11 protein-coding genes are annotated in these 12473 nt (G+C 34.0%); 4 read left to right on the forward strand and 7 right to left on the reverse strand.

Features of this window, described 5'->3' with window-relative positions; translation table 11 throughout:
- Positions 1 to 52: 52 nt before the first annotated feature.
- Complete coding sequence (locus RM51_RS17170) at positions 53 to 1681, forward strand: M1 family metallopeptidase (protein ID WP_039372466.1); 1629 nt, start codon at positions 53 to 55, stop codon at positions 1679 to 1681.
- Positions 1682 to 1828: 147 nt separating this feature from the next.
- The gene (locus tag RM51_RS17175; RefSeq protein ID WP_039372468.1) at positions 1829 to 3673 is read left to right on the forward strand and encodes a M61 family metallopeptidase; all 1845 of its coding nucleotides are present in this window, start codon (positions 1829 to 1831) and stop codon (positions 3671 to 3673) included.
- Between the two features lie 220 nt (positions 3674 to 3893).
- Here the strand turns inward: RM51_RS17175 and RM51_RS17180 are convergent, their stop codons facing one another.
- The 3 genes from RM51_RS17180 to pepE all read right to left on the reverse strand — a co-directional run bounded on the left by RM51_RS17180 (position 3894) and on the right by pepE (position 7302).
- Positions 3894 to 5063 (reverse strand): sensor histidine kinase, encoded by a 1170-nt coding sequence (locus tag RM51_RS17180; protein ID WP_039372470.1) that lies wholly within the window; start codon positions 5061 to 5063, stop codon positions 3894 to 3896.
- Positions 5064 to 5069: 6 nt separating this feature from the next.
- Complete coding sequence (dacB, locus tag RM51_RS17185; RefSeq protein ID WP_039372473.1) at positions 5070 to 6443, reverse strand: D-alanyl-D-alanine carboxypeptidase/D-alanyl-D-alanine endopeptidase; 1374 nt, start codon at positions 6441 to 6443, stop codon at positions 5070 to 5072.
- 166 nt (positions 6444 to 6609) lie between these two features.
- Positions 6610 to 7302 carry a dipeptidase PepE gene (pepE, locus tag RM51_RS17190; RefSeq protein WP_039372475.1) on the reverse strand — a complete coding sequence of 231 codons (693 nt, stop codon included), beginning with the start codon at positions 7300 to 7302 and terminating at the stop codon, positions 6610 to 6612.
- Positions 7303 to 7486: 184 nt separating this feature from the next.
- Between pepE and RM51_RS17195 the strand changes: the two genes are divergently transcribed.
- On the forward strand, positions 7487 to 8041 hold the full coding sequence (locus tag RM51_RS17195; protein ID WP_039372478.1) for a tetratricopeptide repeat protein: 555 nt from the start codon (positions 7487 to 7489) through the stop codon (positions 8039 to 8041).
- Between the two features lie 33 nt (positions 8042 to 8074).
- On the opposite strand, the gene RM51_RS17200 is transcribed toward RM51_RS17195, so the two are convergent.
- The gene (locus RM51_RS17200; protein WP_039372481.1) at positions 8075 to 8560 is read right to left on the reverse strand and encodes a YdeI/OmpD-associated family protein; all 486 of its coding nucleotides are present in this window, start codon (positions 8558 to 8560) and stop codon (positions 8075 to 8077) included.
- Between the two features lie 245 nt (positions 8561 to 8805).
- Between RM51_RS17200 and fsa the strand changes: the two genes are divergently transcribed.
- Positions 8806 to 9459 (forward strand): fructose-6-phosphate aldolase, encoded by a 654-nt coding sequence (fsa, locus tag RM51_RS17205; RefSeq protein WP_039372485.1) that lies wholly within the window; start codon positions 8806 to 8808, stop codon positions 9457 to 9459.
- Between the two features lie 62 nt (positions 9460 to 9521).
- On the opposite strand, the gene RM51_RS17210 is transcribed toward fsa, so the two are convergent.
- The 3 genes from RM51_RS17210 to RM51_RS19550 form a co-directional block, all read right to left on the reverse strand.
- Entirely contained in the window at positions 9522 to 10367 is an 846-nt protein-coding gene (locus RM51_RS17210) for a GLPGLI family protein (RefSeq protein WP_039372487.1), read from the reverse strand.
- A 109-nt stretch (positions 10368 to 10476) separates the two neighbouring features.
- Entirely contained in the window at positions 10477 to 11382 is a 906-nt protein-coding gene (locus RM51_RS17215) for a GLPGLI family protein (protein WP_039372489.1), read from the reverse strand.
- A 10-nt stretch (positions 11383 to 11392) separates the two neighbouring features.
- A partial coding sequence (locus RM51_RS19550) for a hypothetical protein (protein WP_228375829.1) occupies positions 11393 to 12473 on the reverse strand: 1081 nt, incomplete at its 5' end.

The raw sequence follows: 12473 nt of genomic DNA on the forward strand, positions 1-12473 counted from the left end.
TCCATGTAGAAACAATTAATTATTTATTTTTGACAGATTAATTTAATTTCAAATGAAAAAACTGACATATACCCTTCTATTCGCTTCAGGACTTGTTTTTGGACAATTCTTTGAGAAAGATAAAACTTTCACAAAACAGGATACTTTAAAAGGTTCAAACACCATATTCCGAAACTTTTGGGATGTAAAGAAATATGACCTGTCTGTTGAACCCGATTTTGCACAAAAAAGCATCAAAGGGAATAATACGATCAGTTTTGAAATTATTAAAGACGTTACCAATCCAACCTTTCAGATTGATTTACAACAACCTATGAAAGCCGATAAAGTAACAGCAAGCTTCCCGGTTTCAGAATACAAGCAAGACGGTGATTTCATTTGGGTTAAAGCTAAAAAAAGTTTCAAAAAAGGCGAAAAATATACGATTGATGTAGAATATTCCGGAAATCCTACCATTGCGAAACATGCGCCTTGGGACGGAGGTTGGGTTTTCACAAAAGATCAGAATGGAAATCCTTGGATGAGCGTTGCTGATGAAGGGATCGGAGCCTCAATCTGGTTACCTACAAAAGATATTTGGAGCGATGAACCAGACAATGGCGTTGTAATGAAAATCATTACTCCAACAAATTTGGTAGGTGTCGGAAATGGAAGATTAATCAATACAAAAACTGTAGGAGGTAAAACTGCTTACACTTGGGAAGTAAAAAATCCAATCAATGCCTATTCCATTATTCCAAATATTGGAAAATATGTGAATTTTAAAGATACGTTCAACGGAGAAAAAGGAAAACTTGATCTTGATTACTGGGTATTAGATTATAATTTAGAGAAAGCAAAAAAACAGTTTCAGCAGGTAAAACCTATGCTTTCTGCTTTTGAATATTGGTTTGGAGCCTATCCTTTCTATGAAGATTCTTACAAATTGGTAGATTCTCCGTATTTAGGAATGGAACATCAGAGTAATGTAGCGTATGGAAATCAATACCTAAACGGATATCTAGGGAACGACCTGTCAGGAACGGGAGTTGGACTCAACTGGGATTACATCATTATTCATGAAAGTGGTCACGAATGGTTTGCCAATAATATCACCGCAAAAGATCAGGCAGACATGTGGGTTCATGAGGCTTTCACCATGTATTCTGAGGTTCTTTTTACCGAAAAATATATGGATAAGAAGTCGGCAGATCTTTATGCTGTAGGAATCAGAAAGAGTATAGAAAATGACATCCCGATTATCGGAAAATATGGCGTAAGAAATGAAGGAAGCGGAGACATGTATTACAAGGGAGCAAGTATGATTCATACGATTCGCCAGGTGATTAATAACGACGAAAAATTCAGACAGATTTTAAGAGGTTTAAATAAGGATTTCTATCATAAAACAGTAACGACTGAAGAGATAGAAAGTTATATCTCAAAAAAGGCAGGAATTGATTTCTCCAGTGTATTTAATCAGTATTTAAGAACCACTAAAATCCCGACTTTAGAATATTCTCAAAATGGAAATGTTTTGAAATTCCGCTATACGAATGTGATTAAAAATTTAAAACTACCTATTAGAATTGAGGGAGAACAAACAATCAACCCAACAGAGGAATGGCAAACGGTAAAACTAAAGAACAACAATCCTGTTGAGTTTAACAATGCTTATTACATTAACTATACAAAAATATAATCCTATTTATCTAAGAGCAAAATTGTGGTTTTGCTCTTATTTTTTTGAAATTTTTAAAATTTAACATTTATTTTTAAGAAAACTTTAATACATATCTCCGTAACAAAACGATAAAAAAAACAACTATTTAACTATAACTTAAACTCAATGAAAAAAATAGCACTAAGTTTAGGCATTTTAGCCACTTTTTTGGTGAATGCCCAGTCTATTAAGACGACCATTGATCTTGTCAATGTAAAAAATGATAAAGTTGCCGTAACGATGGAATTCCCGAAAATGAAGTCGGGAGATGTAAAATTCCATTTTCCTAAAACGGTTCCCGGAACTTATTCTATAGATGATTACGGAAGATTTGTAGAAGGCATCAAGTTTTTTGATAATAAAGGAAAAGAAATAGCTTTTACGAAAGTGAATGACAATACCTATTCTCTTAAAAACGCTCAGAACTTAAGCAAAGTTACCTATCTGGTGAATGACAGTTTTGATGATGAAATGGACACTTCAAAGCACAAAGCGGTATTTTCACCTTCAGGAACAGATATCGAGGAAGGAAAAATTTACCTGCTTAATACTCACGGATTCATAGGGTATATTGATAATATGCAAGATGTCCCTTATCAATTAATCGTTCAAAAACCTGCGAATTTTTACGGAACAACCGCTTTGGTAGATCAAGATAAATCTGAATCTACAGATACGTTTACATTAGCAAATTATGCGAAAGTAACCGATTCTCCATTAATGTATACAAAACCAGACTACATTACATTCAACGCTGGAGGAATGGATCTTGTGTTGGGAGTTTACTCTCCGACAGGAAAATACAAAGCGGCAGATTTTAAAGATAATTTAGAAAAAATGGTCGTTGCTCAGAAGAAATTCTTGGGTGATATGAATACCAATAAGAAATATGCGATCATGCTGTATCTTTCAGGTGGAGACGGACCGCAAATTAAAGGTTTCGGAGCATTGGAACACCATGAATCAACTAGTGTTGTGTTACCTGAAATGATGCCTAAAGAAGCCATCGATAAAACAATTACCGATGTTGTTTCTCACGAGTTTTTCCATACGGTAAATCCTTTAAAAACACATTCTGAGGAAATCCATTATTTTGACTATGCAGATCCTAAAATGTCTCAGCATTTATGGATGTATGAAGGAGGAACTGAGTATTTTGCCAATTTATTCCAGATTCAGGAAGGATTGATTACTAAAGATGAATTCCTTCAAAGAATGGCTGAGAAAATCACGAATTCTAAGAACTATAATGATACCATGCCTTTTACGGTGATGAGTAAAAACGTTCTGTTGGATGAATATAAGGATCAATACAGAAACGTCTATGAAAAAGGGGCACTTCTTGCGATGTGTCTTGATATTGAGCTAAGAAAGTTATCTAATGGTGAAATGGGATACCGTGATATGATCCGTAAGCTTTCTCAAAGATTCGGAGAAAATAAACCGTTCAAAGATGACCAACTTATTGACGAATTAGTAACCGTTACAGGGTATCCTCAGGTAAAAGATTTCTACAACAAATATATTGCAGGAAGCGAGCCTACTCCGTATGAAAAATACCTGAGTATGGTAGGTGTGGAAACAAAGAAACAGGAAACTCCGCCTATTTTCTGGTTCATCAAAGATCCAAATCAAACGGGTTATAATGATAAGAACAATACGTTTGTTTTTGATGAAAGCTCGGCATTGTCACCATTTGCAAAAAGCATAGGTTTCAAAGCGACAGATGAAATTGTAGCATTAGATGGCAAAACGATCAATATCCAGAATGTACAGGCATTTATTGATTATTCTAAAACGATCAAAGAAGGGCAAAACGTTACAGTTACTATTTTAAGAAACAATAATAAAATGGAGCTGAAAGGAAAAGCAATTCTTGATAAAATGACGATGGAAAGTCTACAATTTAAAACTAATCCGACTGCAGAAGAACAAAAACTGCAAACTCAGTGGTTAACGGGTAAAAAATAAACAAAAAGCGAGGAAAATTTCCTCGCTTTTTTATTTGTGAATATTTTCTGTTTGAGAGTCTTTAAAGCTAGTGAAGAATTTAACCATTAAGATATTGTAAGATTTTAAGAATATTAAGTTGAACTTTGCTTCCCTTAAAGCATTGATTCTGTTTATAAAAATCTTCAATTTTGCCTTAAATTAACTTAATACCTTAATGGTTTAAATAAATTCAAAAGTTTTAGACTTTCTCTTCTTCAATTTTCTTAATTGTAATTCTGAAAGTAGTTCCTTTTCCTACTTCTGTCTGAACAATTTTTAGATCTCCGTTATGATATTCCTGAACGACCCTCTTCGCCAATGACAATCCTAATCCCCAACCGCGTTTTTTGGTAGAATATCCCGGCTTAAAAGCATTTCTTGCCTGTTGTTTCGTCATTCCGCTTCCGTCGTCTTTTACTTCGACAATAATATTCTTGTTTCTTTCAAAAACGGTCATCAGTAAATTTCCCTGCCCTTTCATTGCATCTACCGCGTTCTTCACCAGATTTTCAATCACCCAGCTTATCAATATTTTGTTGTGCATCACCAAAATGGTGTAGGTAGGCTGATGTAATGTAAAATTGATTTTCTTGGAAATTCTTGTTTTCAGATAGTCATAGTTTTCCTGAATGGTTTCATTAAAGTTTCTATCATTCAACTCAGGAACAGAACCTATTTTAGAAAAACGTTCCGAGATGGTACGCAAACGTTCAATATCTTTTTCAATTTCATGTATCCCTTCAGATTCCGGATTATCAAGTTTCATAATTTCCATCCAGCCAATCATTGAAGAGAGAGGCGTCCCGATTTGATGTGCTGTTTCTTTTGCCAAACCAGCCCAAAGATAGCCTTCATCCGTCTTCTTGATCGTTCTTAAAAACCAAAAAGAAAATAAGAAGTAAGACAACACAAACAATCCTAATAAGAAAGGAAAATACTGAAGGTTATTAAGAATTCTTGAATTGTCGTAATACACAAACTGATTATTTCCCTGCAAAATTTTAATTTCAATGGCCGGATATTTTTTTTCCATTTTTTTTGCCAAAGCAATAATTTCGTTTGGATCGTGTATTTCCTTTGGAAGATTCTTGTATTCTATAAGCTGATCATTTTTATCCAGAATAACTAACGGAATTGTTGTATTTGAACTGTATATCGTCAAAAGTAATTCCTGAACTTCCAGGCTAGGTGTAGTAACTTCCTGTTGAAATTTTATAGCATTCACCAAAATATCAACCCTTTTTACTTCTTCTTTTTTCAAATAATTAACGATAAGCGTAGATGCAATCACGATGGATACAACGACCAAAGTCATGAGAGAAAAAATAAACCAGTTGTTGAATCTGGAAAATATCGATTTCTTTTTCAAAGCAAGTTATTTTAAAACATTCAGGATTTTCTGAAGTTCTGTACTTCCGCTTCCCTGATAATTGTTAATAATTATTGAAAAAACATATTTTTGTCCATCTTTTGAGGTATGAAAACCGGCAAAAGATTTCGTGTCTTTCATCGTTCCGCTTTTCATTTTCAGCCCATTATCCTGAATAGGAAATCCATCATAATAAGCAGTAAACCATGGTTGTTTTTTTGCATACAGCAACGCCTGAACCTCCGCTCTTGCAGCCACATAATTTTGAGGAGAAAGTCCGCTTCCGTCCGCAAAATTGATCATATTTCCATTAATTCCTTTTGACTTCCAGAATTCTTTCAGATAAGCGACTCCGCTTTTAAAGCTTGAATCTCCTTTTTTCTCTTTTCCTAATGTTTTAATCAGGGTTTCGCCATACATATTCACACTTTTTCTCAGAAACCAATAGACAATTTTATCTAATGTTGGTGATTGATAGGTAAGAATAATATTATTTTTAGGAGCAACCTGTATTGCTTTTCCTTCAATTTCAAGCTGAGAATTGGTGATTACTTTTCCTGAAAAATTAATTCCTGATTCTTTTAACCATTGCTTTACTTCTACTCCTAATTGTAAAGGAGGATTGGGTACAGAACCTGAAACCGTGATTGTTTTTCCGGCAGGTAAAGTTCCGTTAATTAAAGCTACATCTGAATAAGGAGCGGTAAAAACCAAACTTTGATCAGAATTCCCTCCGGTTTTCAGATCATTCAGCCATTTAATTCCGGCTAAAGGATAAGAAAAGTTTTTAAAATCTGTTCCATTGATATTCACATCAAACTGATTTTCTCTCCAGTTCACACTCCAGACTCCGGCTCCGTAATAGTTTCCTAAATCATCCCAAGGCCAACCTCCGGGAATGGTTTGATGATCAAAATAAGAATCATCAATAATCAGATCTCCCAAAATTTTTGTAATTCCTGCGTTTTTTATGGCTTCAAGAAGTTTCTTTTTAAAACTTTCCGGCTTATAAGATTCATATCTCCAGCTTCCTAACGTAGGATCTCCGTTTGAGCTGATAAAAAGATTGCCATTCAAGTTTCCTCCTGAAATACTTCCGGAGTAGCTTGATGTTGTTTTATAAGTGTATTCTTTTCCTAACGTTTCTAACGCTGCAGCGGCTGTAAAAATTTTCTGGGTAGAAGCCGTAGAAAGCCCTTTATTCCCTTGAAATTCATAAACAAGCTTTCCATCTTCATCCGATACATAGAATGACAAATTGGAAGCAATCGCTCCCGAAGAATTCATCAGGTCTTTTGTAGCTGCATCCAGTTTTTGGGCAATATTTTGAGCAAAAATAATTTGCGTTGATAAAGTAAGAACTGCAAATGTTTTTTTCATTTCGCTTTTTTATTTTCTTTTTATAGGAGATGCTTCACTTCGCTCAGCATGACATGTTACAAAATAATTTTTTAGTATTAGAAATGTCATGCTGAGCGGAGTCGAAGCATCCTTAACTATTCAATATAATCCAAAATCAGACTCTCTAGTTCAAATATAATTAAAATTACAGTTCAGAACCTGTTTCTATCTCGTAAGGTTCTTTATCTTTTTCAAAAATTCTCGTTAATTCATTCCCTTCAACCGTAATTTTATCTCCTATTTTTCTGATCCAATTTCCTTCACGCAATCCTACAACTTTTACATCATTCTGCGTTAAAAACTCTTTAATTCTTGTTTCTCTTGTTTCTCCATTATGCTTCAAATCTGGATTCGGATCTAAATAATGTGGATTTAAATTAAAAGGAACCAATCCCATACAGTCAAAACTTGGCGGATACACAATTGGCATATCGTTCGTTGTTTTCATATTCAGTCCTCCAATATTACTTCCGGCACTGCACCCTAAATAAGGTTTTCCACTTTCAACATTTTGTTTTAAAACAGGCATAATACCTTCTTCATGCAGTGTTTTTACCAATAAGAAAGTATTTCCGCCTCCTGTAAAATATCCTTTTGCATTATTTAATGCTTCAGTTTTATCTTCAAACTCATGAAGCCCTTTCACTTTTATATTGATTGTTTCAAAGAAAGAACGTGCTTTTGCCGTGTACTCATCATGAGAGATTCCGCTTGGTCTTGCAAAAGGAACAAATACGATCTCGTCTATTCCATTATATAATTGAATTAATTCTTCTCTTAAATATTCCAGATACTCTCCACCAAAAAGCGTGGAAGTTGAAGCCAATATGATGTTCATATAAAATATATTGATTAAAAAAGTTCAAATACAAAGATAGCTGAAACCGCCCCGAATCAAAAATTTCGATAAAAAAACATTTAATCCTCTTAATTTTTTCTAAAAAAACTTAAGGGTTCTAAAATTTAAGGTTTTGTGGAATTATAATTGAACTTTACCCAGCACAACTCGAAAATATAAGATTATGAAAATGATTAAAATGAACACAAAAAGCTTATTCTTAGGTTTATTATTCGCAGGAGGTTTAGGTTTTGTTAGCGCTCAAACGACACAAACCGACAACACAAACGCTGCGGCAAAAACATCTCAAACTGGAGATACTACCACCATTGATGGGCTAAAAAAACAAATTGAGGCCAATCCGAAAGATGTAAATGCTTTAGCACAGTTAGCAACAGCTTATCAGGAAGCTTCAGATTGGAAGAATGCAGTGGATACCTGGAAAAAAATATCGGTTTTATTACCGGATTGGGCCCCGTCATATTATAGTCAGGCTTATGCTTATCAGGCTGCAAAAGATGACATTAATGCAAAAATTGCTTATGAAAAATATGTTGCCACTGTAAAACCAGAAGAAGTGGAACAGAATAAGAAAAACTTGGCATATGCTTATTTTTATCTTGCTTTTTCTGAACAGAAAAACGATCCTAATAAGGCCAAAGAGCACATTGCTAAATCCATACAGTATGATCCTAGCAATCAGGACGCTGTAAAACTTAGCAAAGTTTTAAATTCATAGTTGTAAAGGTTCAGAACATTTTCTGAACCTTTTTTATTTTAGTTTCTTCCCGAAAAAGTCGGTTTCACCTTGTAAATGACGGATAATTTTTTCAATATTCCGTTGAATGCTTTCTTCTGTCTTGAGGTTATTAATATATTTAATAAGTTCTGATCTTCTGGAAGGGATTAATTCTTCAAAATTCTTTTGAGCTAAAGGATTTTCTTTGATCGCCTGATCCAATTGTGGATGAATGGAAAGCACTCTGTCCGAAGCATCATATTCAATACAGACTTCTATGTTTTCACCAATCCGTTTCGGTGAATCTTTCAACATGATCATATTGATATACAATCGCCATTCTCCCAGATATTTCATGAGATTTTGGGTATATTCTTTTCCATTTACAGTCCCTTTTACAGGAATCGGGCTTTTATTTCTTCCCGATACTTCAAAAATTTCTTTTAAAATTTCTTCAGGAATAAATACAAAAGGATTGATTCCGATGATTTCTAATCTGGCTGTGAACAGGTTTTTCATTGAAATAAATGTAATGATTTTTTCTTCATTTTTGTTGAGCTGTTTTTAACCACCCCGTCAAAAATTCAAAGAATTTTTGCCACCCCTCCAAAGGAGGGGAATTGTTTCTTGCAACAACTAACTTTATTTTTGATTGTAATAATTTTAACCCAAAGCCTCGGAACACGAATCCCGAATCTCGCCGTAAATTAATTTTCCACTCACAAAGGAATGATTATCTTTGCACAAATAAATCTAGAAAACAAATGAAATTTTTTATTGACACAGCCAATTTAGAGCAAATTAAAGAAGCTAAAGATCTTGGAATTTTAGATGGTGTTACTACCAATCCTTCATTAATGGCAAAAGAAGGAATCCAGGGAGCTGAAGCGATCAAAAATCACTACAAAGCAATCTGTGAGATCGTAGACGGAGATATTTCTGCGGAAGTTCTTTCTACAACTTATGAAGAAATGATCAAAGAAGGTGATGAATTGGCAGCAATCCACCCAAACATTGTGGTAAAAATCCCTATGATTAAGGATGGTATCAAAGCGTTAAAATATTTTTCTGACAAAGGAATTAAAACTAACTGTACTTTGATTTTCTCTCCGGGACAAGCTCTTTTAGCAGCTAAAGCAGGTGCTACTTATGTTTCTCCTTTCTTGGGAAGATTAGATGACATTACTACTGACGGATTAAATTTAATTCAGGAAATCAGATTGATTTTTGATAATTATATGTATGAAACTGAAATCTTAGCAGCTTCTATCCGTCACTCAATGCATATTATTGATTGTGCTAAAATTGGTGCAGATGTTATCACTTCTCCACTTCCTCCGATCTTGAGCTTGTTGAAACACCCATTAACAGACAGCGGATTGGCTCAATTTGTTGCAGACTCTCAGAAATTAGCTTAATAGAATCTTTCTTTTAAGTTTAAATAAAAAAGGCGCGAAACTTTCAGTTTCGCGCTTTTTGTTTATTTGAGTAAGTACAGCTCAAGAACATTATTGTTTTTTGCATTTTCTTCTTTTGCATTCTTTTCTCGATCTCTGAGAATTTTCTCCATATCCAAAGGTTTCCCGCTTTCATCGATCATTGTTATTTTCGTATTTCCAGACATCATCTGGCGCATTCCTTTGGTAGGATTATTTCTATAATCCATAAACTGTTTTTTATATTTGTCCTGATCAATTTCATAAAGGCTTCCGAAAATCTTCTTTTCCCCATCACTTTTCCATTCCTGATTATTGGAAATTTTCGTAATTCCTTTTAAAACAAAAGAGTGGGATTGTGTATTGTCCTCTACTTTAATGATCATTCCTGGTAACCCATGAAATTTATACGGACCATCCTGAATGGGAAGATCCGGGACAAACCAAGCCGTCCATTTTCTCCCTGCAAAGTTTACATTTGCTTTCTGAGCATTGAATTCACCGATTTTTTCTTTTTCAGTGAGTATTTTCCAATCCAGTTTTCTCTGATCATTTACTTTATAATAATCCACATCTAATTGATTGAAAAATAAAACTTTATAATCCGGATAAGATTTCTCTACAGAAAAAGATATTTTTCCATAATCTATCCCGGTAAAATCTCGCATTTTCTTTGCTATCCTATCTTCCCTTATTGAATCTGCTGCAAAGCGTTTTTGGCTATAAAATTTTGATCCTTTTTTAGCGATATCCAAATACATGATTTCCTGATCTGTTGTATTTCTATCTGTAGAATCTGTCACAAATTTATATTCATAAATAAAACGCTGGTTCTGAGCCAGCATAAAAACACTGAAAAATGAAAAAATTCCAAAAATAATTCTCTTCATATTGATTTTTTTCAAAGATAATTTTTTAAACTAAAATTGGGGTTGATTCGTAATAAAAAAGCAGAATAAACTTAAGATTTATCCTGCTTTACTAGAAAATATATGTATTTTAATTTACTAAATCCGGTTCAATAGGATTATTGTTTTTAGCTAGAGATTCTTTGGTTCTTTTCTCCATTTCTCTGAACACCTGATTAGGATCTGAAATTTCTTTTCCGTCAGCCGTTTTCGTTTTAAAAACCATTTTGGTGTTGGCATTATTATTCATCATCATTTCTCTCATGTTTTTCGTAGGGTCGTTTACATAAGCTTTCCATGCCTTTTTGAACTGATCTTTCGTCACTTCAATTTCTTTACCTCCCATTCCAAATAACTTGATGTTTTCGGGTAAACTAAGCTCTTTTTCTTCTGTTTTATCACCCTGAAGAACTTTATTTCCTACCAAAGTCATGACATGAGAACCTGTTACATCTTCTATTTTCACGATAAGTCCCGGCAATCCATAAAAAGTGTACGGTCCATCCTGAAAAGGAAGATCACTGGCAAACCAGGCAATCCACTCTCTTCCACCAAAGCTTGTGGTGGCTTTCTGAGCCATGTATTCCCCAATTTTTTGCTTATCAGACTGTATTTTCCATTCAGGTTTTTTATCTTCTTTTATTTTATAAGAATCACTGGAAATGCTTCTGAAAAGATAGGTTTTAAAGTCAGGATAAGATTTAGTTACTCTGTAAGAAACCTGCCCTGGTTTTTCTCTTTTATTGACGCTTATATTCCCTGAAAATGCTTTAATCTGTTTCTCCAGATCTGCTCTTTGCGTGGAATCAGCAACATATTTATCACGGCTGTAATAAGAAGATCCGGTCTTATTAATATCCAAATACATCATCTCCGTTTTTATATCTGTTTTATCATTAGAGTCCGGAATAAATTTATATTCATAAAAGAATCTGTTGATCTGAGCGTTGGCGATAAGCCCAACCAAGATAAAACTAAAGGCTAAAAGTTTTTTCATTGTTCACAAATTAATAGGTGATAATCTCCATTCTTTTGGCATAAGATCTATTATTTTCACCCGCTACACGGCTTACTTTAAAGACCTTAATATTAGCAGGCGAGCTTAAGTCTTTCGGATCGCTCTGATACGCCATAAACTCTTCTTTACTTACTTTTTTCCCATTAACATACAGTTCAGGCACATCTACATTGATGGCAAATAAAGCTGTTTTTCCTACAGGAGATTTTTTATTATTATCATCTTCAATATTAACACCATACAAATCAACCACCTTATTTAAACTATTCTCTACTTTAAAGATCGCAAAATTGTTTTTATTAGGTGTATTTTGATGCAATTCCTGAATTTGTTTTGCATCTTTTTTCAGCAGCTCTTTTTCAGTTTCAGATAGCGGCTTTTTATCATAGTCTCTGTTTTTAGAAAACTTTTCATCAAAAGCATATGCTCTTCTGCTTGCTTCTATTGTTTGGGTTATTTTTTGCTTATTCTCAGCTGATTTTTTTACCGCATCCTGTCTACTTTTCTCAGCATCATTATAGAATTTTTCCGCTTCTTTCTCCGCTTTTCTTGCTGCCTTTTCAGCCTGTTTTATTTTTCTTTTAAATTCAGGAGAATTCACCATAGCCTCAGCTTTTTTCGCTGCTTTTTCGGCTTCTGCTATCTTTCTCTTAAATTCAGGAGAGTTGACCATCGCTTCGGCTTCTTTAGCTTTCTTTTCTGCTTCAGCAATTTTCATCTTAAATTCCGGAGAATCATAATATTTTTCAACACTGCTGTAATGATCTTCAAGAGCTTTCAGATTCTTTTTATACTTTTCTGAGTTTACAATTTCATCAATTTGATCAGATAAAGCTTCAATTTCATTTTGCTTGGCTTCAAATTCTGGTGTTTCAGTTTTTTTAGCCTTTACAAGCTTTTGAATTTCCGCACTCTTTTCACTGATTTTCTCACTGATCTTACTAATTCTCTCATGATCTTCTCTCAGTGCTTCATTGTAAAATTCTCCTTTTTTCAGCTGTTCCTGGAAAGCATCTTCATTCTCATTAGGTCGTATGGTGTCTTTTTTGATTTGAGAAACTGCTTTCTCT

Source organism: Chryseobacterium taiwanense (assembly GCF_000813825.1).
In the GTDB taxonomy this organism is placed as follows: Bacteria; Bacteroidota; Bacteroidia; order Flavobacteriales; family Weeksellaceae; genus Chryseobacterium; species Chryseobacterium taiwanense.

Bases quoted from the DNA above. Each gene is read 5' to 3' on its own strand.
- pepE (WP_039372475.1), bottom strand. From the start codon at position 7,302: ATGAACATCATATTGGCTTCAACTTCCACGCTTTTTGGTGGAGAGTAT.
- RM51_RS17170 (WP_039372466.1), top strand. From the start codon at position 53: ATGAAAAAACTGACATATACCCTTCTATTCGCTTCAGGACTTGTTTTT.
- fsa (WP_039372485.1), top strand. From the start codon at position 8,806: ATGAAATTTTTTATTGACACAGCCAATTTAGAGCAAATTAAAGAAGCT.
- dacB (WP_039372473.1), bottom strand. From the start codon at position 6,443: ATGAAAAAAACATTTGCAGTTCTTACTTTATCAACGCAAATTATTTTT.
- RM51_RS17200 (WP_039372481.1), bottom strand. From the start codon at position 8,560: ATGAAAAACCTGTTCACAGCCAGATTAGAAATCATCGGAATCAATCCT.
- RM51_RS17175 (WP_039372468.1), top strand. From the start codon at position 1,829: ATGAAAAAAATAGCACTAAGTTTAGGCATTTTAGCCACTTTTTTGGTG.
- RM51_RS17195 (WP_039372478.1), top strand. From the start codon at position 7,487: ATGAAAATGATTAAAATGAACACAAAAAGCTTATTCTTAGGTTTATTA.
- RM51_RS17210 (WP_039372487.1), bottom strand. From the start codon at position 10,367: ATGAAGAGAATTATTTTTGGAATTTTTTCATTTTTCAGTGTTTTTATG.
- RM51_RS17215 (WP_039372489.1), bottom strand. From the start codon at position 11,382: ATGAAAAAACTTTTAGCCTTTAGTTTTATCTTGGTTGGGCTTATCGCC.